The sequence below is a fragment of the Thalassospira lohafexi genome, from assembly GCF_002844275.1.
Classification (GTDB): Bacteria; Pseudomonadota; Alphaproteobacteria; order Rhodospirillales; family Thalassospiraceae; genus Thalassospira; species Thalassospira lohafexi.
This window is the reverse complement of record NZ_NXGX01000005.1, coordinates 152,814-177,609: the sequence shown is the minus strand read 5'-3', so window position 1 is coordinate 177,609 and position 24,796 is coordinate 152,814. Positions and strand designations below refer to the sequence as shown.

At 54.4% G+C, this 24,796-nt stretch carries 7 protein-coding genes; 5 read left to right on the top strand and 2 right to left on the bottom strand.

Annotation, left to right across the window (positions count from 1 at the left end; translation table 11 throughout):
- Nucleotides 1-170: 170 nt before the first annotated feature.
- The 5 genes from COO92_RS13330 (at nt 171) to COO92_RS13310 (ending at nt 3,895) form a co-directional block, all read left to right on the top strand.
- Complete coding sequence (locus COO92_RS13330) at nt 171-677, top strand: YcjF family protein (RefSeq protein WP_101302854.1); 507 nt, start codon at nt 171-173, stop codon at nt 675-677.
- Between the two features lie 50 nt (nt 678-727).
- Nucleotides 728-916 (top strand): hypothetical protein, encoded by a 189-nt coding sequence (locus tag COO92_RS13325; protein ID WP_240626434.1) that lies wholly within the window; start codon nt 728-730, stop codon nt 914-916.
- A 46-nt stretch (nt 917-962) separates the two neighbouring features.
- Nucleotides 963-2,321: an SPFH domain-containing protein gene (locus COO92_RS13320; RefSeq protein ID WP_101302852.1), complete on the top strand. Its 1,359-nt coding sequence runs from the start codon at nt 963-965 to the stop codon at nt 2,319-2,321.
- A gap of 106 nt (nt 2,322-2,427) precedes the next feature.
- Complete coding sequence (locus COO92_RS13315; protein ID WP_165792359.1) at nt 2,428-2,991, top strand: YcjF family protein; 564 nt, start codon at nt 2,428-2,430, stop codon at nt 2,989-2,991.
- A 127-nt stretch (nt 2,992-3,118) separates the two neighbouring features.
- A complete protein-coding gene (locus COO92_RS13310; protein ID WP_101302848.1) occupies nt 3,119-3,895 on the top strand; it encodes a 4'-phosphopantetheinyl transferase family protein in 777 nt (258 codons plus the stop codon).
- A 76-nt stretch (nt 3,896-3,971) separates the two neighbouring features.
- On the opposite strand, the gene COO92_RS13305 is transcribed toward COO92_RS13310, so the two are convergent.
- Nucleotides 3,972-7,475 carry an AMP-binding protein gene (locus COO92_RS13305; protein WP_101302846.1) on the bottom strand — a complete coding sequence of 1,168 codons (3,504 nt, stop codon included), beginning with the start codon at nt 7,473-7,475 and terminating at the stop codon, nt 3,972-3,974.
- Entirely contained in the window at nt 7,476-24,677 is a 17,202-nt protein-coding gene (locus COO92_RS13300) for a hybrid non-ribosomal peptide synthetase/type I polyketide synthase (RefSeq protein WP_101302844.1), read from the bottom strand.
- Between the last annotated feature and the right edge of the window lie 119 nt (nt 24,678-24,796).

Genomic DNA, 24,796 nt, shown 5'->3' with positions numbered 1-24,796 from the left:
CGAAAAGGGCAATCCAACATTATGGTCCTTTGTGGCAGGCGTTTTAGTCTTAAAAGGCTATCGTCGGTTGCCTAAGTGCTGCGGTCAAGTGCGTATAAGCCCCTGAATCGGTTTGCAGTGTGAAAATTTAGCGTTTATGCTTTAGGTACTTAACAAAACCGGGGGGTGATATGGGCAATGCACGGTTAGAACAGTTGAAGCGCAACAAGCAGAAGCGGCTTGCTGGCGGCATTGTTCGGCGTAATATGCTTTGGGCTGCGGGCACCGGCCTTATTCCCATTCCCGTTCTGGACTCGACCGCGGTGGTTGCCGTGCAGCTTAAAATGCTGGCGGAACTGAGCAGTCTTTATAATGTCGATTTTCGCAAGAGCAGTGGACAGGCTGTCATCGCGACGATGATGACCAGTATTACCGGTGGTGTTTTAGGTAAATCGTTTTTGGCGACGGGTATTTTTTCCGGGTTGTCCAAGGCCTTGCCGGTGCTTGGTACGTCCTTGAGCATTCTGACCATGCCGGGTTTCAATGCGGCATTTACCTATGCGCTGGGCCGTGTTTTTGTGATGCATTATGCGGCAGGCGGGACCTTGAAGGATTTCGATCCGAAACAGGCAGAGCCATACTTTAAAGAAAAATTCAAAGAAGGCTTCACGGTCGTTAAAGACGCGAAAGCGGCATGATCGATCCAGCAGGGTAAACTCGGGCGTCGGAATCCAAAGTTATGCAATTAATGATTATCATACTTTATTTACTTGCCGCGATCGTTTGCGGTCTTTTGGGGCGTAAAACCTCGTTCGGGTTTCTGGGGCATTTCATCCTGGCGGTTGTGATTACGCCGATTGGGGACTTTTTGGTGCAGCTTGTCGCCCGTCCGTCGCGCGAAGTTCGCGAAAAAATCAAAGATATCGAAGACTACTGACGTGCAATCGACTTTTCAGAAAAAGCATACGAGAACGAGATAACGAATGGTTGATGGCACCACAATGTCCGCAAGCGGTCCCGATAGAGGGGACGACGACGACGGGCGTCCACGCGGGATTGCCGGGCGGATCGTTTATGGGTTGCAAAGCGTTGTAAAGCGCTATCAGACCAGTTTTCTGATCACGATCTTTTTCGTCCTGATTGGGATGATCGCGCTGGCGCCGCAGATCTTTATCACCATCCCGTCGGGGCATGTCGGGGTCATGTGGTATCGATTCTTTGGCGGAACAGTTGTCGAACGGAGCTACGGCGAAGGCGTTCAGCTGATCTTCCCGTGGGATAAAATGTTTATTTACGATGCACGTTTGCAAAATCAGGCGCGCGTCTATGACACCATTTCGTCCAACGGTTTGTCGATGGAAGTCGACATTGCGGTGCGTTATCGCATTAACCGTGAAGCGGCCGGGATGCTGCATAAACTTGTGGGGCCAGATTACCCGGAAGTTCTTGTTTACCCGGAAATCGGATCGCATGCGCGTGAGTTGATTTCACGTTACACCCCTGAACAGCTTTATACCGAAACCCGTGCGTTCATTCAGGCGGAGATCCTTGAACGGATGGTCAATCAGCTTGGCTCATCCCTGGTTAATCAGAGTTTTCAGGGGCGGTTGGTCACGGTTGAAGATGTTCTGATCCGGTCGGTCAAGCTTCCGCAGCGTGTTGCCGATGCGATTGAACGCAAGGCCGAACAATATCAGGCGATGCTGGAATATGATTTCCGTCTGGCACGCGAAGAAAAAGAAAAGCAGCGCAAGAAGATCGAGGCCGAAGGTATCCGTGAATTCCAGGATATTGTCGCCAAAACGATTACCGAGGAATATCTGCGTCTGCGCGGGATTGAAGCGACCATGTCGCTGGCGACGTCGCGCAACAGCAAGACGATTATTATCGGGGGTCGAGACGGGCTTCCGGTGATTTTGAATACAGCCGATGCGCCGGGGGCGTCGCGGGAGTCTGAGGAACCCGGTGCCGAGTTGACCGGGGATCGGCAGGAAACATTGCCGTCGGCGAATGACTTTAACGCACGCGGTACTGAAATCTCGCCGCAGAATGCCATTTCACCTGGGCTTCGTGACCCTGATGGCAAGGGGCCGTCATCAAGCCAGGCCAAACCACAAAATCCGAATGCCCCGGGCGGCCAGCCGACACCGGCGATGAAACCGGATGCACCGAAAGCCGGTTCGGCAACACCAGATGTTGAAGAAGCAACCGCACCGGGCACGATGCAAAAGGTGATGGAGTCCATCGCCCCGGTTTACGATCCAAGTGGATCACGTGCCGAGGCACCGGCCGGGCGCGAGCCCGCAGCCGTGCCGGAAATGAAATCGGACTTAAAACAGTAACAACTTCTGTTTATTGCGATAAACCGTAAGTTGGGTTAAGCTGCGGATAAATTAGGTATTCGTTTTGTAACCTTGCCAGCCAACAGATAATTGCAAAGAGGCCATGATGAGCGAAGCAGATAAAGTCGACGAGACTGAAGAAGTTGCCGTAGAAGAAGAAGCTGAGCTCCGCGCTGTCGTGCGTGGGTGCATTCATCGCCATGCTGCCTATGCGGCGGTTGGCGGGCTTGTTCCAATTCCTTTCCTTGAGATGGCAGCAAGCAGCACCATCCAGCTTCGCATGGTTGCGAAACTGTGTGATGCTTATGGTGTGCCGTTCTCGGAAAATGCGATTAAAAGTTCGATCGCAACACTGGTGGCAACGGTATTGCCGGTTACGGGTGTCGGCTATGCGACGGCGCGCCTGATCCGTCGTGTTCCGGTTGTCGGGACGATCTTTGGTGTTGTGGCGATGCCGACCTTTGCCGCGGCCTGCACCTATGGGCTGGGGCGTGTCTTTGCATGGCACTTTGCCAAGGGCGGGACGGTTGCCGACTTTGACGCGGATGAAGCGTCTGAAAAATTCAAGGACGAGTTTGCCGAAGGCAAGCGCAAAGCGTCGGAATTTGTTAAGGGCGGCAGTAAGACGACAGCAAAACCTGCTGGCAATGCGTCGACAGCCAAAGCGTAATCGGGTTTTCGGACCAGATTGCCGATATCTTTTCTGGAATGCCCAAAGCATGTTTTGGGCATTCCTTTTGTTTGTGGGGCAGGGTATTTTGCCCCATCTACCCGCCCTGCTATGATGAGGCCGCGACGTGACTGCGTCTGATGCCGTGAAACTGCAATCGTTTGACCTGCTGCGCCCCACACAGTCGGGCAGCTTTGACGCGGATAAAATCCTGCGTGCGACGCTCGCGGTGGTTGATCTTGACGTGTTGACGCCAGAAGATCGGGCCGGGTTGATCACGTCATCTTTTCACATGCGCGAAACAGATCGGCTTGAAGGTTTTAAACATGCCCGCCGCCGCGATAGCTTTGTGGCAGGTCGGTTGGCCGCCAAGCTGGCGTTACAGCACTATTGTCCGGATTTAGATCCATCCGATGTTTCGGTGGAAAACGGCGTATTTGATCAACCAATAATGATCAGTGAAAGTGGGAAATGTGATATCGCGCAACTGGGCGTATCAATTTCACATTCGCAAAGCTATGGCGCGGCACTGATTTTTCATCGTGCCCATCCGATGGGGATTGATGTTGATGTACCGTCACAAGAGGATGTTGGGCCCGTACTTGCGGGACTTGACCAGAAAACCCGTTCGCAGTGTGACAGACTAGCCTTATCCGATTTTCAGGCGGCCAGTTTGCTTTGGGTGGCGCGGGAAAGTCTGGCAAAGACATTGACGACCGCGATGATGAGCCCGCTTGCTCTTTATACGCCATCAGAGATTACGCAGAAGGACGCCTGTTTCATACTGCGATATGAAAACTTTGGGCAGTATCAAACCCATGTCTGGCCGGGGGCAAAAGCCTGGCTTGCCCTGACCATGCCCGCCCGGACCGAGTTTGAAGGTTCTGGTCCAAGCTGGCGGTAAGTTTCCGGTAATACCGGGAGCTTTGAACAGCGGAGCTAGGCTTTGATTGTTTTTGGTTGAAGTGTGATTAAACCATTCAGGTTGTCCGTTTGAGTTGTTCTTGGATGGCCTGTGCGACATGGCTGATGTCGGGGCCCGTAATCATGGTGCCATGTGTGCCCGGCACCATGGACAGTTTCAGGTTTTCGGCGGTAAATTTGCGCCAGCCATTAAAATCATCCCCCTCGATAAACGGTGCACCGCGGACAATGGTTTCCGGGCGGATCAGCAGGATATCGATGTCGTCGATTTTCGGCGGAATGTAATGCACGGCCGCAAGGGCGTTGTTTTGAAAAACAGCGAGCAGGCGGCGCATGGTATCGCGGTCGGCTTCCTGAGGCAGAAGGTCGGATTTTTTGCCGTGTTCAAGCAGATAATCGATGCGTTCTTCGGGGGTCAGGGGGCGCAGGTCTTCGGCCTGAACAATGCCAAGTTCGCCAAAGATATCGGCAAGATATTCAGACTCGTCCTTACGCAGCATTTCGCGCACAGAATCGGGGACGGCGATGGCATCAAGCAGGCTGATGCTGCGCACATCAACGCCTGCTTGCGCCAAACGGTACCCGGCCTCAAAGGCCAGCAATCCGCCAAAACTCCAACCGGTGACACGTATTGGTCCGGTTGGAACGGCTTCACGTATGGCCGGAAGGTAGGATGCGACCATTTCCTCTACGGTGGCGTTCAGGCCCTGTCCTTCGTCAAGGCCACGTGATTCAACCATATAGACCGGTTGTTGCGGGCCAAGGGCGCGGGCGAGTTCCTGATAACACAGGATGTTGCCGCCAACCGGATGGAAGCAAACCATCGGAATGTCTTTACCTTCGGGGTTGACCGAGACAATCGGGTTTTTGGCCTTGTCATCGCGCAGACGGCCTTCAATGCGGGCGGCAATTCTGCCAACAGTTGCGCCGGCAAACAAATCGCTGAGCGGGATTTTGACATCAACCGATTGAGTGAGTTTGGACAAGAATTGAACCGCCAGAACACTGTGGCCGCCAAGCTCGAAGAAATCGGCATTGGCATCATCGACCGAACAATCAAGCACATCGCCCATCAGCGCGGCGACGGTGCGTTCGAGATCGGACTGCAACGGTGCTTTTGGCTTGTCGGCTACAGTTGATTGGGTGGTCGACGGGGCCGGGAGTTTTGATTTATCGACCTTGCCGTTTGAGGTCAGCGGGATTTGATCAAGACAGATGATGTAGCCCGGAACCATATAGGGCGGTAGCGATTGTTCGAGTTGTATGCGGCAAGAGGCAATGTCAAAACCGGCATCGGTGGTGAGATAGGCGACAATATTTTCGGCCCCCTGACCAACTGCTTTGTGCAGGATCACCGTAGCGTGGCGCACGAGCGGGTGTTTGGTGATGGTGTTTTCAATTTCGGCCAATTCAACCCGGTTGCCACGCACTTTGACTTGACCGTCTTCGCGCCCGACAAAGACGATTTCGCCATCATTGCGCCGACGGCCGATATCACCACTGCGATACCAGCGCGTTCCGTCGGGGCGGGTGATGAAGCTTTGATTGGTTTGAGCATCGTCATTGAGATACCCCCGCGCAACGCCAGCCCCGCCAATCAGGATTTCACCCGGAACGCCGTCAGGAAGGGGACGGTTTTTATCATCGCAGATGTTGATTGTGACACCATTGATCGGTGATCCAATCGGTGGCGGCAGGATTTGGCGGAAGTTGTTGGACGTCATGACATATTGGGCGGCTGAAACGCAGCATTCGGTTGGGCCATATGCATTGACCAGCTTAATGTTGCCATGACCGGGTAAGGCAAAAAACCGTTCGACCAAATCCGATGCAACCGGTTCACCGCCAAGCACCACCATCTGTGCGGGGCAGGATTGGCCGGTTTGCTGCCAATGGTTGACCAGCAGGAAAAACAAGCTTGGCGTGGCATCAAGCTGATCAATTTTGTGGTCAGCGATAAAGCCCTGCAGGGCTTCGGGATCGGTTCGGGTTTCGAGGCTGGGAATGTGCAGGCTGTGACCGTGCAAAAGGGCAGCAAAAATCTGAACGACCGATCCGTCAAAGGCAAAGGGTGCAACACAGGTCAGGTTCAGGCAGGTATCGGAATTATCTGCACCGATCAATTTGAGCTGCGTCTCAAGAACCGACTGGGCAAGATTGACCACCGATCCATGTTCGATCATGACCCCTTTGGGCATGCCGGTCGTGCCGCTGGTGAACAGAACGTAGGCAAGGTCCGAGGTGTTGGTGGAGACTGCCGGTGCGTCATCCGATATGGCCGTAAGACTGGAAAGGTCATGGCGCATGCGAGTACCCGAAGACGATGTGACGTCGTTATCTGGCGACAGCACAAGATCAAAGGTGTAGGGGGCCGGATCAAAGCCGGGGGCATCGATGGCGGACCGGGTTACCTTGAACCCGCCATGTTCAAAAGCCCAGTCGGTCAGGAAGGCCTCAGGGACAAACAGGTCTTCGAGGAAATCAAGCCGGGTGTCATATCCCATACCGACATTATCAGACGCAAATTGCGCGAGATCGCGAAGATAGGCATCGCGGCGGTCCGCATCCCAGATGTTGCCAAGATATATCGCGCCACCGGGGGCCAGAAGTTTTGCCGCCTTGGCCAGAACCTGACGCAAATAGCCGAAGCCCGGGAAGTTTTCAATCACACTGTTAAGGATGATCAGGTCAAAGGAGCCTTCCTCAAACACGTCAATGTCATGGGCGGCAAGCTGACGGCCCATCACATGTGTCATGCCCGAATGAATTGCCAGTGCTTCGGTGCGTTCGACGTTGCGACGAGACAGGTCGGTTGCGACATAATGCCCGACAACCGGGGCAATATGTTTCATCGTGAAACCAGATGCGCAGCCGATTTCAAGGACATTGGCGTCCTTTGAAACAAGGCTGGACACCTTGGTCCGCGCATTGTTGCCAAACGCATCCATTGCCGTTGGGGCAATCGGCTGACCGGTAAAGGCGCTTTTCCAGCCACCGGCGAGCACGTTATCGGCCGTATCCCCGGCAAGGTGATCCCAAAGTTCGGTCGACATCAGGGAGCCGGGCATTTCGGAGATGCTGTCAATCGCATCATGATCAAGACACATGACATGTTTGACGCAATCACACCGCCACTGCATTTGATGAAGATCGCCAACATGTTTGGCATCAGCCAAAATAAGCGGGGTCACGGCATTGCGCGCAATGGCAATGCGCCGTATTAACGGAACATTGGGATCAAGGGGCACAAAGGCATGGCCGGATTTCAAAACACCAAGAATGGCAGCAATATAATGGCGGTTGCGCCCGGTCATCACACCAATCATTGCCGCGTCTGGCAATTTTAGCCCAACGATGAAATTGGCAATCTGATTGCTTTGGCGATCAAGCAGACCGAAGGAGACGCTGTCCTCCTCGTCCTCAATCGCAATGCGGTTGGGATACTCAGACGCAATGGTCGCAAACTGTGCAACGATACTGCCAAGGGATGCCGTGGACGCAGTTTCGCCGTTGGGATTGGGCGTTTCCAAACTGTCGAAGTCAAAGTCGGCGATTTTCATTTATGCATCCCTTTGGGCGTTTTTGTTCGTGTGGTTTTGTGCCGCTGCTGCGGCAAATTTTGTCAGGAAGCCAAGCCATTTCTGCATTGTTTCCGCCCCGAAAAGATCGGTGTCGTATTCCAGTGTAAAACGGGCCTGATCGCCGTCCTCGGTCAGGAACAGGATAACGTCATGCTTTGCCGTCGTGTTATCGACAAAGGCATCCATGTTGTCAGGCAGGAGGCTGTCATGATCGGCATTTGCGATTGGCAGCCCGCCGCTGGTGTCATCCGTACTGGTCAATGCGCCGAACCGCTGATATTCGAAAACGACATTCACAAGTGGCTGGCGGTTGGCGTTGCGTTTGGGGGCTACGGCACGCACAAGTTCGTCAAACGGATAGTCTTGACGATCAAGGGCGGCGGTAACATCGCGATGGATTTCGTCAATCAATGTATCGAGTTCGGTATCGGCATCAAGTTTGACCCGGATCGGCAGAACATTGACGAAGAAACCAATCAGGCCCTCCGTTTCGGTTTTCTCGCGACCGGCAACACCCATGCCGATGACCATGTCATCCTGTCGGGTAAGACGATATAGCATGGCGGAAAACAGCGCCATACCAACAGATGATAATGTTGCTTTGTGAGCGCGTGCCAGCGCGTGCAATCCGCGCAGGACATCATCGTCGATCATCATATGGGCATGTGCCCCGCGATAGGATTGCACAGCGGGTGGCTGATAATCTGTGGGCAGCATGATTTGGTCCGGCGCGTTTCTAAGCTTTTCACGCCAGTAGGTTGCGGCATCGGTCCAGTCTTGTTGCGACTGCCAATGGGCAAAGTCCTTATAGGTGATGGGCAAGGCGGCCAGATCGGGCGATGTTTGAGTGAGGGCCGCCTGATACAGAACGCCCAGTTCTTGGGTCAGAATACGCGATGACCAGCCATCGCCGACAATGTGGTGGGTTGCGATCAACAGCAAACATTCGTCATCAGTAACCTTGATCATGTGGGCGCGGATCAGTGGCGGTTGGTCCAGTTTGACCGGCTTTGCCGCTTCCTCACGGGTTAGGCGCAGAGCTTCACGTGCCGGATCAGCAAGGGTCGACACATCACTGTTGATGATGTCGGGAGTCGATGTCGGGTGAACGCGCTGTTTGATAACACCGTCATGTTCTTCGAATGCGGTGCGCAGCGGTTCATGGCGATCAACAAGATTTCGAAGTGCTGTTTCCAAGATTGGACGTTGTAATGAACCGCTACAGCGCAGCACAAACAACATGCCATATGCGCCGGTATCGCCGGCCATCTGTGACAGAAGATAAAGGCGTTTTTGCGCGTGGCTGGCCGGATAAAGATCCAGTTCGGGCGCGGATGGTATTGTCGTATTTTGTGTCGTTGTGTCGGTTGTCAGCGTTTGGTCGATCAGTCTTGCCAACCCGGCGATGGTTGGAGTGGCAAAGAAATCAGCCATGCTGATGCGTGTGCCGGTTTTGTCGGCAAGACGGTTCACAATGCGGATCGCCAGCAAACTATGTCCACCAAGAGTAACGAAGCTGGTGGCAGGATCACTGATCGGCTTTTTGAAAACCTCGGTAAAGATGTCCGCAACGACAATTTCTGTACCAGACGGTTCCGCCGACTGGGAGCTAGAAACCTCGGTCGATGCTTTCGGTTTGGCCGCATCATGATGCCAGTGTTTAAGCGCTTCAATTGGGGTGCCAGATAGAAGGTCAATGCCGCCAATGGGCTGCGTTCCCGATTGTATCAGGCGTTCAAGGGTGGCGGCAAAGACCTGACCAAGGGCGTCGATCGATGCGCGATCAAACATGTCGGCGTAATAGTCAAAGGCGACCGTCATTTTACCCGGCAGGTCGCGTATGAAGATACCGAGATCATTTTTACAATGATGGCGGTCGACGATCACCGGTTGCGGCGCCTGGTCGTTCAGGCCAGCCGCATGTGTGGTTGCTTCGTAGTTCATGTAGGAAAGTGATACTTCCGAAAGCAATGTGCGATCTGGTGACGCAGGTGGCGTGAGATCATCAAGCAATTGATCAAGGAAGTAAGCGCGGTGGCGCATGGCGCTGACATGATGTTCTTGCATGCGTGCCAGAAGGTTTGAGACGGTTTCATCGCCATCAAGGTGCATGCGCAAGGGTAGAAGCGAAACCATCATCCCGGCGACATCGCGGAAACCGCCGGCATCGCGGGCACTGACCGGGACACTAATGACGAGATCATCGGTCTTTGCCATCCGGCCCAGCACGGTAAACCACGTTGCCATGACAAGTGTGAACATGGTGACACGGTTACTGGCAGCGAACTTGCGCGCGTTGCCAAGCAGTTCTGCGTCAACAGCGAATGATGTAATCTCACCATTGAAGGTGTGATAGGCGGGTCGCGGACGGTTTGATGGCAAGTCAAGCTTTGGGAGGTGATCAGTGTAAAGTGATTGCCAATAGTTCCGGGCCGCCGCCAGACGTTGGCGGCTGTCGTCGGTCTGGCTCCACCATGCATAGTCTTTTAACTGATATTTAAGTGGCGGCAATTCGGTGCCGGTATAAAGTCCAAAGAGTTCCCCAAGAAGACGTTCGGTGGTGAAACCATCGGCCAGCACATGGTGAATATCAAAGAACAATAATGTTTTCCCAAATTGATCTTGCAGCAACGCCCAGCGGACAGGGAATTCAGTATCAAGATCGAAGGGCGCCACCAGTGCAGTGCTGGCATCTTCAAGTGATCCGGCGATGGTGCGCACGGTCAAATCCGGGAGCGCTTGATCCACGGGCAAGATTTCCATCTGCCAGCTTTCCGTGGTGCTGTCGGAAATAATCCGGGTCCGCAGAAGATCATAGCGCTCGGTCAGTTTTCTGATTGCAGCAGCAAGCTTGTCGATATCGAACTGCGGACTAAGGATATAGGCATGGGGCAGGTTGAAGGCGGTTCCCATGTTGCCTTTCTGCGCGGCGTTCAAGACCGAAGTTTGTTCAGCTGCAAGCGGATAGCGGTCAAGCGTTGGCGCGCGGCGCGGGTCATCCGTCGGACCGGCAGGAGCTGTTTTCGGCTCTGGTGTGAAGTGGGATGAGGCCTCGTTTAATCCTGTGGCTGGTTTGGGTGTCAGGTGCAATTTTTGGGCGAGCTTTTCGACGCTGGAATGTTCAAACAGGTCGGTTAGCGTGAGATTGTGCCCAAGTTCACTGGTCATGCGATCAATGATTTGCATGCCGGTAATGGAATCACCGCCGAGTGCATAGAAATCGTCATCCGGTTCAACAGCGGTATATCCAAGCGTTTCTGCCCAGATTTTACAGATGGTTGTTTTCGGATCGCTGACATCGATAGAGATGTCGGTACGTGCCGTTGTCGTCGGGGGGATTGAGGTGGGTACCAGTTTTGAGGCCGGTTGGAGATCGGCCAGTTCGACAATGGATGCGACGTTTGGTGCGGAAAACAGGTCCGAGATGGTCAGGGAAACGCCAAGATCATTGTTCACCCGGTCTACGATTTGCATGCCGGTGATGGAGTCACCGCCAAGGGCAAAGAAATCATCATCGTGGCTGATATGTTCATAGCCCAAGGTTTCGGCCCAGATTGACGCGATAATTTCGCTGGCCGTTTGGGCATTGGGGGCATCTACCTTCGTTTGATTCTTGGAAGCTGCTGCAATGTCATTGCTGTTGGCCACAGAGGACGGCGCCTTGTGCAGGACCGCGGGATCCAGAACGGTCAGCTGTGCGGTGGCATGCGAAATTGCCGAACGCCACAATGGGATGGCGTCTTTGGGAGAAATCCATGAACCGTCTTCAAGCCGGACCTTATGGCGTGCGGCCATGCCCTGTTCGCTCAACGCACACCAGTCGATAGTCAGCGCCGGGCGTGTGTTTGCCGCACGATAATGGGCAAGCCCATCGAGGAATGCATTTGCCGCACAATAGGCCGTTTGACCGGGGGCACCCGTGATGGCGGTCAGGCTGCCAAACATGACGAAGGCCTCGAGGGGATCATCGCGGGTAAGTTGATCAAGATTGCGCGCCCCGATCATCTTTGCCGCAAGGACGGCATCAAAATCCGCCATATCGCGCCGTGCAAGGAAGCCGCCATCAGCAATACCCGCAGCATGAACGATGGCCGTGATCGGTCCCATCCGGTTTCGTATGTCGTCAAGGGTCGTGCTGAGTGATGCGCGATCTGTGATATCGCAGGGGAGCACCGATAGCGTGAAGCCCTGATCGCGCAGGGCCGCGATCTCGGACTTGGTGGCGTCATCAAGCATGGTTTCGCCGCGCCGGCCGAGCAAGGCCAACTGCACCTTTCCGTTCGAAGCGAATTCTTTGGCCAGTGCGATGGCAAAGCCACCTGTTCCGCCGGTGACAACGCAAACACCGTGATCTGGCCATGTGCCCGCCGGGCTTTGTTGGTCGATTATCGGGGTGGCAAGGTCACGCACATGGCGCGCGCCATTGCGATAGACGCTGACTGGATCCTGTGCGGCACTGTTGGACAGTTCTGCGCCAAGGTGTTCGAGGGCCTCATGGGCGGGCAGATCGACAAAGCTGATATCAAGCTGCGGTTCTTCCTTGGCAATCGCAAGGATGAGCCCCGCCACCGCCGATTGATCCGGGTTTGGCGTGATCGGATCGGAGGCAATGGTAAAGGCGCCGCTGCCAACAACAACCAACCGTAACCGACCCTGCATGTTGTGCAGAATGGTGCGCAGGGTATCGGCGGTTCGGCGTGCGCTGTTTTCATCTGCGGACAGGGCCAATACAGCATGTGATCGCGTTGCCAGATCATCCTTGGACAAGGCGTTGGGGTGGATGTGTTTACATCCATCGGGGAGAGGCCAGAAGTCAGTGTTGCTGATGAACAGGCTGTCCGATGGAATGGGGGCAGCGGGCAAGGGGGATTGTTGCCAAACAGTGGCAAGAAGTTCGGGGCGACCCTGCGTTTGGGCCTGCCCGGTTTTGACGAAGTTAACACCGGTGGCCAACAGAACAAGCTGACTGGTTTTGGCGTCATACAGGGCAATTTCAAAGATGCCATCAGCGCGTTCTTCGCTGCAGGCATAAACGTCACCGGTTGGAATTCCGTGGAGGGTTATCTGATCAATGTCGACCGGGACATATCCGGTTCCCAGTTTCATCAAGGGCATGCTGCACGCAACATCACCAAGTGCAGGATGCAAAAGCCAGTCGTTGATATCGTGCAGATAGGCGGGCTTAAGTTGCAGGTGCTTCAGTGCGACTGTTTCGGTGCTGTCGAACTGTAGCGACAGGGTGCAATCCCAACGGTCACTGACGTTGATCGCGCCAAACTGATTGGAAAATGATAAATCAGGCACGCTATTGATGGTGCGAAGGCGAATGTCCTCAAGCGATGATGTGGGTGCCATTGTTATGGCAGGGGCCGCATGCCAAGAGGCGGTGGCAAAGACGCGCCAAGTACCATTTTTAAGGCGTCCTGCGAGCTCAACCTTACCATCATCGTCAAACGACAGGGTCACTTTGCCGTCTGGTAAACTGTTTTCAACCAGTGCCGAGTGCCAGACAAGGTTGGACAGACAGATTGGTTGATTTGGCGTGGAGGCAAGGCTGGCCGCGGCCTTTGCCATCAGAGCCGGAACAGCCATGCCGACCAGTGTCGGATGGCCATTGAGTTTGTGTTCGTGCAAAGGCCAGAAAGCAGGATCATTGATGGCGATGCTAAAGACGCGCGTGGTTGGTGTTTCGACCGGCCCCTGCAGGATGCCTTGTGATGTGGTTTGGGGGCGTGTTTCGAAAACAGGTTTGCATGTCTTACGGACAAACGGGGCCGGAGGCAGCGAAACGCGCCGTGCCTTGGCATCGGCGGGCCATAGCAAGTTTCCACCGTTAAGGTAGCAATCAATTTGGCTTTGTGCCGTCGCCGGGTTGTTAAGTACGACCTCGCAATTGTCGTCTGTTGGGGTTTTGACACTGCTTGGCGTTTCAATCCCGGTGGCCAGTCCAAGCAAATGATCAAGAAGCTCTGTACGGGTTTGCGCGATAAAGGCAAAGCGATGTTTTAACGCATCACGCCCGGATGCGAGTGTCAGGGCAATGTCACATAGGGCCAATGACGGATCGTTGCTGATACGGTGATGAAGGTTTGCGGCATATTGGCGCAGGGCATCAACGCTACCTGCCGACAGGGCAAAGACAAACACCGTATCGGGTTTGAATTCTGATTGCGGACGGTTCGTCCGCTCTGGTGCGGTTTCGATCACTATATGCGCGTTAATGCCACTAAGCCCGAACGAACTGATGCCAGCCCGGCGCGCAGTACCCTGATCGGGAAGTTTCGCGCGTTTTTGCGCGACCTGAACCGGGGCACGGTCAAAATTGATCTTGGGATTTGGGGTTTCAAAATAGGGCTGTGGTGGGGCTTGATCATGGCGCAGGGCCATGATGGCGCGGGCCAGACCAAGTGCGCCTGCGGTGCCGTCAAGATGACCATAATTGCCCTTGCCCGATCCGATAAAGGCGAGATATTTTTGACCCGATATTCCCGCAAAGGCGCGTGTCAGGCCATCAATCTCAATCGGGTCACCAAGGGATGTGCCGGTTCCGTGGGCTTCAAAATACGACACACTGGCAAGATCAATGTCGGCGGAACGTGCCGCGTCCTTGATAACTTCGGCCTGCATCACCGGATTGGGGGCGGCAGCCCCGCTTGAGGTGCCGTCCTGATTGACCGCACTGCCGCGAATAACCGCGTGGATAGGGTCGCCATCCTTTAGTGCGTTGCTAAGCGGTTTGAGCACGAAGATAACGCTGCCTTCGCCCATGCCAGTACCGTCGGCCCCAGCATCAAAGGCACGGGTGCGGGCGGTGGAAGAGTCGATGGTAAAGCCGTTATAGGCATCCGGCGGACAGGGCAGGAGTTTGGCCCCACCGGCAATGGCCACCGTGCAACTGCCATTGCGCAGGTTCTGGCAAGCGTGATGGACGACAACCAGTGAAGACGAACAGGCGGTATCAATGACATTGGCCGGACCGTGCCAATCCTTTAAGAACGACAGGCGGGTGACAATGTTTGACGGCACGTTCAATGCAAAGGCCTGTTCGGCCTTGGCGGGCGGGATGCGATCCATGGCCATACGCCAAACCGGATTGGTGCCACCACCGGCAAACACACCGACCTTTTGGCCCTTAAGTGCTGCACCGCCATAGCCGGCATCTTCCATCGCCATTAAGGCTGTTTCGATGAACAGGCGTTGATCGGGATCAAGCAGTCCGGCATCTATTGGGGCAAGGCGGAAGCGTTGCGCATCAAATTCAAACAGGGTGTCGAGATAGGCGACTTCGCGGAAGCGTGCCGGGACGGGTTTGCCGATTGCGCTATAGAGTTCGCGCGCATCTGCTTCGCGGGCGGCGGGCAATGGGCGGACAAGATCACGCCCGGCGGCGACATCGGTCCAGAATTGTTCTGGCGTGTCTGCACCGGCAACCTGAAGCGCCATGCCAATCACTGCAATCGGTTCATCATTGGCAAGAATGGCACTTTCGGATTTGGTCAATCCGCTGTCGGTCGGGATGTTTGCATCACGGGTAATCAGGCCGGCCTGACCGGCAATCGACGGATTGGCAAACAGATCGACAATCGCGATTTTGCCGGGCCAGCGGGCATCAATTTTTTCAAACAGACGAAGTAGCAACAGCGAGTTACCACCAACGTCAAAGAACCCGTCGTCCCGCGTCGGGGTCACGTCGGGCAGAACTTCTGCCCACAACCGCGTAATGTCGGCTTCGATGGTGCGGGTTGCAGCCTGGGTCTTTTGGGCGGGCTGCGCAGCAGATTTTGCAGGTGCGGTGCTTTTGGCCAAATTGGCGCGGATCGGTTTACCGGCAAGAGCCTTACGGTCAACCTTGCCGCTGCTGGTCAGAGGCAGATGATCAATCGCAAAAAAACGTGCGGGGATCATGTATTCGGGCAGGCATTTGCGCAGGTGTTCGCGCAATGTTGCAACGTCAAGATCCGTCGTGCCCAGAACAAACGCATGCAGTTCATCAAGGCCCGCGACCTTGACGGCCTTGATCGGTGCGCGTTCGACATTCGGGTGGCTTTCAAGGGCGGCTTCGACTTCGCCGCACTCAATCCGGTATCCACGAATTTTGACCTGATGATCAATGCGGCCCAGATATTCGACGGTGCCATCTCGACGCCAGCGCCCCAGATCGCCGGTGCGATACAGGCGGCTTCCCGGTGATGTTGGATCGCTCGGGAATTTTTCTGCACTGAGTTCAGGGCGGTTGCGGTACCGAAGTGCGATTTGCGGGCCGCCCAGAATGATTTCACCGGCAACCCCGATGGGAAGCGGTTTGAAATCGCCAGACAGAATATGCACCGTGGTATTGGCAATCGGTTTGCCAATCGGAACGACACTACCTGTGTGATGAGGCGAACATGCCTGCCAGGTGACATCAACCGTGGCCTCTGTCGGGCCATAAAGGTTGTGAAGTTCGGTGCCGAATTTATCGAATAGCAAAGCGTTGAACCGTTGCACAACAGCCGCGTCAAGGGCCTCGCCACTGGCGAAAACACGCCTGAGCGTTGCCAGCTTTTCGATATCAACCATCCCGCTTTCGATGGCAAACAGGAACGTTGCCAGCATCGACGGCACAAAGTGCATTGTCGTTACACGGTTTTGGCAAATGGCATCGGCAATTTGCCGGGGATCGCGTTCAGCACCGGGGGCGGGCAAGACAACTTGCGCACCCGTCCATGACCACCAGAAAAGTTCCCAGACCGATACATCAAAGGTGATCGGTGTCTTTTGCAAGATCACGTCATCGGGACCCAGCGGGAAGGCATCCTGCATCCAAAGGATACGGTTCAGAACCCCACGATGGGCGATCTCGACCCCCTTGGGGCGGCCGGTTGAACCGGATGTAAATAAGACATAGGCCAGATCATCCGGGCCGCTTGTCAGGGCGGGAACATCGGCATCTTCATTGCCATCAAGAACAATGGTCTTGGCTGGGTCAAACAGATCGGTCAGATCGGGCGTTGTGATTACGAACCCGTCGCCAAGATCATCAAGCATGTCTTTGCGGCGTTGTTCGGGATGATCGGGATCAAGCGGGCTATAGGCCGCACCGGCCAGAAGAATCCCGTGAATGGCGGCCAGCATGTTAACCGAACGGCGCACCGCAACGCCGACGACATCGCCGGGTTTGATTGATTTACCACGCAGTATTTCGGCGATCCCGGCTGCACGTCGGGCAAACTGTTGGTAACTGAGCGCATCAGTATCGTCGCGAACGGCGATGGTATCGGGCGTTGCTGCAACCTGATCAAGGAACGGTTCGGAAATGCTGCGATCTATCGGCAGGTGTTTTTGGGTGGCATTGAACTGGTCAATCCGGGCGTGTTCTGCATCAGGCAGGATCGACAGAGCTGATAGCGGCGCATTTACCATCCCAGACAGAGCAGCATGGCACAGCGTTTCAAGCCGTTCGACAAAGGCGACGATCGTTGCGCGGTCAAACAGTGCGGTATCAAACTCGATATGGCCGGAAAGCTTTGCGTTTTTGCGGAAAAAATAGAAACCCAGATCAAATTTGGCAAAGGGGAATTCGGTTTCGCGCAGCGAGATTTCCATGTCGCCAAAGGTGCGGATTTCGGGCATGTCGTCCTGCCAGGCAACCAGCACGTCAAACAGCGGATTGCGTGACAAATCACGCGGCGCATTGACGGCATTGACGACGTCCTCAAACGGCACAGCCTGATCGGACAGGGCCTGCATGATGGTTTTTGTGGTGGTGGCCAGATGGTCGTCAAACAGCGCATCCGGATCGACCTTCTGTCGAAGAACGACCGTATTGACGAAGAAGCCAATGACATTGTCCAGCGACGCATTATCCCGCCCGGCGACCAGCATACCCATCGGGATATCGGTCTGCCCGCAGTGACGATAAAGCAGAACCTGTGTGAGGGCGGTCAGGATGCTAAAGGCTGTTGTGCCATACCGTTCGGCGGCTTGGTCAATCAGTTGCGATGTCGTGTTGCTAAATGCGACGGCCTGAAAATCACCGGCAAAGCGCCGTTCGGCCGGACGCGGATAATCTGTTGGCAGGTTTAGGGGCTCTGCCAGCGGAAGAAGGCGATCTTTGCAGCGCGTCAGGGCAGCTTTGCCGGCGTCCGTTGCAAGATAGGCACGTTGCCAGCTTACGAAATCCTCATAATGATGGGTAATCGGGGGCAGTGACGGGGTGCCGCCATTGAGTTCGGCTTGGTAAAAGGCGGTCAATTCGCCGAGCAATACCGGCATCGACCAGCCATCGCATATGGCGTGATGCAGCGATATCATCAACAGGTGATGGTCCGGGGTAAGCGTGATCAGATCAGCACGTGCCAGCGGCTGATCCTCAAGATCAAACGGGCGAGCGGTTTCGGCTGCGACAAAGTTGTTGGCCGTTGCTTCATCCATATGATGATGGCGCAACACCCATGATCCGGATGGTGCAAGGACCTGAACAACGCCGTCCGGGTGGTCCGGGTCGGATGTAAAGCGTAAACGCAAAGCATGCTGGCGGTCTTCAAGGTGGTTGAATGCGCGCTGTAACGCGGATGCGTCGATTGTGCCGGTCAACTCAAACGTGATCGGAACCGAGTAAACGGCCAGTTCGGGCTGCATGCGTTGCAAGACCCACAAGCGCGCCTGTCCACTTGAAAGGGCAAAGCGGTCTGCGTTTGTCCGGGGCAGGATTTCCTGTGCAGACGCATATTTTACATCCCCGACCAGTGTGGCGATACTTGCGACCGTGCGTGCGGTAAAGATGTCTTGAATTTTCGGGCGCTGGCCTGTGTGGGTTTCGATCATGCCAGCAAGACGCATGGCAAGAAGACTATGACCACCAAGGGCAAAGAAATCAGACGATGGCGTAATTGCCTTGCCGGGGAACAGTGTTTCAAAATGGCCCGCGATCAGGTCTTCGGATGCAGTGCTTTGCGTTTTTTCGACAGCACGAACATGATCGGCTTGGGCAATGGCCGCTTGCAGATTTTTACGGTCGACCTTGCCATTTGCGTTCACGGGAAGATGCGGGAAAACAACGAAACGTTCGGGGACCATATAGTCGGGGAAATCGCGTGCAAGGGCGGATACCCAAGCGTCCCTGTCATCATTGTCCGCGGCAATGGCGGCACCGAGAAACGCGTTTGCACCGGTACCAATCGGTAAGACACAGACGTTGCGAATGCCCGCAAGGCTTGAGAGTTTCTGTTCAATGGCTGTCAGTTCAATGCGGTGGCCGCGGATTTTGACCTGTCCATCCCGGCGCCCGCCAAATTCGATGGTGCCATCCTGGCGCCAACGTACCCGGTCCCCGGTTTTGTAAAGGCGCTCTTCGTCAATGCCATCAATCTTTACAAATGATTTTTCGGTGCGTTCGGGGGCACCGGTATAGCCAAGTGCAAGCCCGTCGCCAGAGGTGTAAAGTTCACCCCAGACATCGACCGGGGCCAGTTGGCCCTCGCCATCGACAACATAGATGCGGGTATTGCCAATCGGCTTCCCAATCGGAATGTGACCTGTTCTAAGATCACTTTCAGTGATCAAGTGTGTACAGGTAAATGTTGTGTTTTCGGTTGGGCCATAGCCGTTGATAAGCATGACGTCAGGGCAGGCCGCACGGACCTTGCGCAAATGGGCAGGGCTCAGGGCCTCGCCACCGCTCATCAAACGTTTGAGCGATTTGAACGATTCTGGTGTTTCGTCAGAAATGAGGTTGAACAGGCTGGCTGTCATCCACATTGTCGTGACACCGGCATCGGCAAGCGTGGTGCTCAGTGTCGAGAGGTTAAACAGGGCCTCATTGTCAAGGACATGTAAGCGCCCGCCGTTCAAAAGCGGTGCCCAGATTTCAAGTGTAGCGGCGTCAAAGCCAAGAGAAGCTGCCTGTGCAATTACGTCGTTTTCATCAAACGGAAGGGCGGGGTTGTTCAAAACAAGGCGTGCAACGGCCCGATTGGGTACAAGAACGCCTTTTGGTTTGCCCGTTGATCCGGATGTGAACATGACATAGGCAAGATCATCACCTGACCGTTTCGCAGGGGATTTGAATTTGGCGGTGGCCCCATTGGTCTGTGCGGTTGGCAAAGGCGCAACATTAAAACGTGCAGCCAGTTCCGCCAGACGATCCTGCTCGTGGGGGCTACAAAGAAGCGTATTTGCGCCGCATTCGTCCATCAAATCGGCAATTGCATTTGCCGGTAGGGATTTGTCGATTGGCAGGTAGGCATTGCCATGCCAGACCAAACTCAGAATGGCGATAATCGCATCGGTATTTCGCTCTGTGGCAAGGGCGACGGTTTGGCCGGGTTGGACACCAATCTCGTCGAGTTTGGTTGATTGTTCTGACAGCAAGACGCCAAGGTCGCGGTAACTGATTCTGGTTTTGCCATCGCTAATTGCAATGCGATTGGCACAGGCGGGATCTTGAATGCGCAACGCAAGTAATTCACCAAGCCCCGTGTCGCGCGGGTATTGGGAATGTGTTGCGTTAAGGTCTTCGATTAAAAACTGCCGTTCGTCACTTGGCAGAATATCAATCTCACCCAGTGGTTTATCCGGTTCTGTGGCCAAGCTGCCAAGGAAGGAGAGCAAGCGTTCGGCAAAGCGCTCCGCCCAGTGGGGGCCATAAATTGATGTTTTATATTCAATTGCGATAAATGTTCCGGCACCGCATTTGAGAAGTGTTGCCATCAGCGGGAATTTTCCCGCACCGAAATCAATATCGTTGATGTCGTTAATATCTTCGTTGATTTCGATCGTGCTGACCGCATCAAACGGCAGGTCGACCGGCGCTTTTGCCATCTGTGACAGATCTTTGATCAAACGCGATAACGGATAATCCTGGATATCGAGCATCGATAGTATTTCGTGGGCGACAGTGCCGACCAAGACGTCAAAGCCTGCCTGCAGGTCGACCTTGATCGCGATTGGCAAAACGTTGGCAAAACAACCGATGATATGTTGGTTGTCGCGACCATGTCGCCCGGAAAACGGTTGCCCGAGAACCGCGACGCCATGTTCCTTGTGGCGTGCAATCACAGCCAGAATGAGTGCGTTCCAGATGGCGGTCGGCGTCGCGGTTTTAATATGGCGCGATAGCGTCGTAAAGGCGTCAACCTGCTGGCTGCTCAGCTTCTTAAACAGGCGTGTGGAACGACCAGGATGTGTCGCATCTGATCCGGCAGGCAATGGTGTTGCTAGCAGCAATTCACTGCGTTCTTTCCAGAAATTATTTCCTGTTTTCCCACGGTTACCAGCCAAATCCTCATGCCCGCGCCTCGCAATGGATTCTGCCGTTTCGGGACGGGGTGTCTTGATACCATGTAGGGCGTCGAGAAACGCGCGTTCGAGGGTGGGGGCGGATTGTCCGTCAAAGCAAATGTGATCAATGGCAAGTGCAAGGATCGGCGGACGGGAGCTATTTTGCGCAACATAGCCAGCTCGGGCCAGCGGACCGTTTCGCAAATCAAACAGGCCAATTCGGATGTCTTCAACGCGATCAAGTTCTCTAACCGGGACCGGCATAGTGGCGTGAACGCGATGCTGCAGCTGACCTTGGTGCTCGTCAAATGTGGAACGCAGGGCGTCATGGCGCTCTATGACTTGTTCAATGGCGCGTTTGGCGTCTTTAAAGTCGGTGTTTTGAGGCAAGCGGAAGCTGACAATAATGTGATGGCTGTTGTCTGCTGGCTGATCGCGACGGGCCAGCCATTGCCCCTCGACTGCAGGATGGGCCGGAAACGCAGACACGATGGGGCCGGGTTTTAGATCTTCCTCGTCATTTGAGGTTTGAGCCGGTTTCTGTTGTGTTTCTGCGGAGCCGGTTGTTTCAGAGCGAAACGCAAGCTGTGCGCCATGTGCCCACATGGTTGCCAGGCCATGGGCGAGTGCATCCTGTCCCCGAAGCGTTTTCTCTAATGTGCTTTCGGGCGGTGAGGCAGATTGCAGGGCAATGCAGTGTTCTGCCTTGACCCCGTTCACCGCTGCCAGACGGGTTGCCGTCTGGCCCGGGCCGCATTCAATAAACAGACCTGTGGGGGCGGATGACAACAGGCCATGAATATTGTCGGCAAACCGGACACCATGACGCAAATGGCGCACCCAATAATCCGGGTTTGTCGCGTCTTCATCGGTCAGCCATTTTCCGGTCAAGTTCGACTGGATCGGGATGTTTGGTGCGTGCAGGCTAACTGTGGCAACTTCATCACGGAATGCCGCAAGGATAGGATCCATCAGATCAGAATGGAAGGCGCGTGAGACCACCAGACGCCTGCCAGATTTACCCGTCGCTTTCAGATGACTTTCAAGGCGATCAATAGACGCGATATCACCTGCAACCACATGCTGGCGCGGTCCGTTTTTCGCCGCCAAGGACAGCTTGGAGCCAAAATGCGTCAGAATATCGGTAACGTCGTCTTCGGGCATGGAAAGGGCGTACATCGCACCGGGGGCGGTTTGGCGCATGAGTTTGCCGCGCATCACAACAAGGCGCAGGGCATCTTCAAAGGACATGACGCCTGCGATGCAAGCTGCGACATATTCACCGATACTATGTCCAGCCAAACCTGATGGCGTGACGCCATACCGCATCAACCAGGTCGCAAGTGTATACTCAAAGATAAACAAAGCCGGTTGAGCATAGTCGGTGTTGGCAAGTTGTTCTGTTTCGGCATGCGTGGGGGCGGTCGATAAAAGCAAATCCCGCAGGTCAATCGGGCCGGAAAAGCCGATAACTTCTTTACAGGCGCGATTGATCAGTTCGGCGGACTCCGGGTCCGCATCAAACAGGGCACGGGCCATCCCCGGACGTTGCGATCCTTGGCCGGGAAATAGCAATAAGGTTTCGATTGGATCGCCCGAAAGGGTTGCGTCGATGCGCATTGGCGAATGGTTAGACGTAAGTGCGTCAATGGCTGATGCCGTATCGTGCGCGAGGATCACGGCACGTTCTGAATGAGGTTCGGCTACTGCCAGTTCCGTCGCCAGAAGGGAGAGATGGTTAGCTGAGCCATCATAGCTTAGTTGCGCGGAAGCATGTGCGGTAATTGCGTCGAGTTCGCTACGGGTCGGGGCGCTGAACGGCAATATGTGAAGGCCATTTTGCCAGATAACCGGGATTTCTTTTGGTAAAGATCGAACGGGGGCACTTGTTTCTTCTGACAAGGGGGGGGTGGTGATTGCGTTTTCATGCACCGTCTTGAAATTGGGGCAGGTTTCGCAGATACGGTCAGCAAGGGCATTGATTGATGCACACTCGGCAATCTCAAGCAGGGACATATCAATCCCGAAGAGTTCCGAAAACTCGTACTGCACGCGGGGCAGTAGCAGCGAATGAGAACCCGCTTCGATCAGATTTTCATTCGGCCCGATATCGTCATTTTCAAGCAACACGGCCCAGATACGGGTGATGTTAGCGACGATCTGTTGTCTATCCTGAACGATCGGCTCAGGAGTGCCTTGGTGCGTCCCGACAACGGTGTTTGTGTCTGGTGCGCCGTCGATACCTTGACCGTGGTTAGCCGAGGCCACCTTAACATTGGGAAAGGTATCGCAGATATGACGTGTGAGGCCATTTATGGTTGGGTGTTCAAAAATCTCAAGCAGGGAAAGATCATGACCTACAAGTCGCGACAGTGCATATTGCGCGCGGGGCAGCAGCAGCGAATGCGCGCCAGCTTCAATCAGGTTGTCATCTGGCCCAATATCGTCATTCTGGATCAACCCGGTCCAGATGCGGGTGATGTCTGTTGCAAGTTGCTTTTCATCTTCTGATGCGAGAACCGGGACTTCATGCGAGCTGGCGGACAGTTTTTGGCTATTTGGCGTGTTCTTGTTCAGACCGAGGCTTTCTTGGTCAATCGTCACAAGATTGCCAAGGGCCACGATATCCTGATCGGGATTGGCCAAAACTGCTTTAAGAAGCAGTTCAAACTGATCTGCAATTTGTCTGACGGCAGGCTCATCAATGCGATTGGCGTCAAATTGCCAGATCAGTTCTGCTCTTGATTGCGTGGGGGATATTGCTTCGCTGAAAAATGCCAGACTAAGGTCGTTGGCCGGGCCAACCTGAATGTTGATGCGTCGGGTTAAAAGGCCGGAAAATGCAATCGGTGTTGCAGAATCAAGACTGTTGAAATTAGCACCTGACGCCGAAAGGCTTTTTGCGCCAATACTGGCCATCCGTAAACGCAGCGGGGTTATGCGGGCATGACGCACGTCTCGGCGGGATGTGGCAAAGATGTTTTTGCCCAGTTCCGATATGCTTTTATGTTCACTTAAACTTGTATCGTAGGGGGCGACGCATGTGAATGTGCCGGGTGTGTTTCGCTCAGCTTTACCAAGCCGATTGAGCATCGGCATATTCCAGACCGGATGATTTTGATGTGTAATCCGCCCGAGCAGGATGGCAAAAATGCTCGTTGTCATCGCGGTTGCTGACATGCCGCATGCGCGTGATACGCTTTGTAATGACTTTAGCGTCGCGTCATCAAGTGTGTCGGTAAATTGTGCGCTTTTCTGTGCCTCTCCAACCGGGTAGGCCGAAAACGTGGATGGTGGCCTGTCGGGTGTAAGGCGTTCGCGCCAATAGACCAGATCATTTTGATATGCAGGCCCATCAGAATAGGAAGCGTCGGCTTTAATAAACGCGCGGTAGGAATGGAATGGGCATTCGGGAATATCGGTTTTTGCGCTTAGCGCGTTATAGATCGATGCTGTCCGTTCGGCGATCAAGTGACCCGCGTATCCGTCACACACAAGATGGTGATAAACACGGACCCACCAGAAAAGGTCGTCGTTTAGCTGCAGGACCTGATGACGACAGTTCTCGCCAACCTCAAATGCAAGAGGGCGGGTTTGAAGGGCTTTGGCTTCGACGAAGGCGGCTGCCTTTGGATCGTCCTCAGAGCGCAGATCAATGACACCAAAGTCTGTTGGTCGGCATTCATCAACAAAGAACTGAGTGACCTCGCCTTGATGACTTGAAAAATGCAGGCGCAGGGCATCATTTTCACCGTCACACTGGACAATGGCCCGGTGCAAAAGGTCTATATCGAGTTTTCCAGCGAACTCAATAACATTACAGATATTATATTGTACGGGATCACGGCCTTTGGCCAGATCCAGCCAAATAGCTGCTTGTGGCGATGTAAGAGGATAATGGTCCTTATCCTTCCCAGCCATAATATTTGCTTGTTCTTTTTGCAACGTCTGGCCCTTCAAACGTTGGTGCTGAAATCAAAATGCTCGCTCAAGAAACGTGTCTTTGGGTGTTTTTTTGCGTTGAACTTTTTGATTTCCCC

Excerpts from the sequence above, each read along its gene's own strand:
- COO92_RS13320 (WP_101302852.1), top strand. The coding sequence starts at position 963 with ATGGTTGATGGCACCACAATGTCCGCAAGCGGTCCCGATAGAGGGGAC.
- COO92_RS13300 (WP_101302844.1), bottom strand. The coding sequence starts at position 24,677 with ATGGCTGGGAAGGATAAGGACCATTATCCTCTTACATCGCCACAAGCA.
- COO92_RS13330 (WP_101302854.1), top strand. The coding sequence starts at position 171 with ATGGGCAATGCACGGTTAGAACAGTTGAAGCGCAACAAGCAGAAGCGG.
- COO92_RS13305 (WP_101302846.1), bottom strand. The coding sequence starts at position 7,475 with ATGAAAATCGCCGACTTTGACTTCGACAGTTTGGAAACGCCCAATCCC.
- COO92_RS13315 (WP_165792359.1), top strand. The coding sequence starts at position 2,428 with ATGAGCGAAGCAGATAAAGTCGACGAGACTGAAGAAGTTGCCGTAGAA.
- COO92_RS13325 (WP_240626434.1), top strand. The coding sequence starts at position 728 with ATGATTATCATACTTTATTTACTTGCCGCGATCGTTTGCGGTCTTTTG.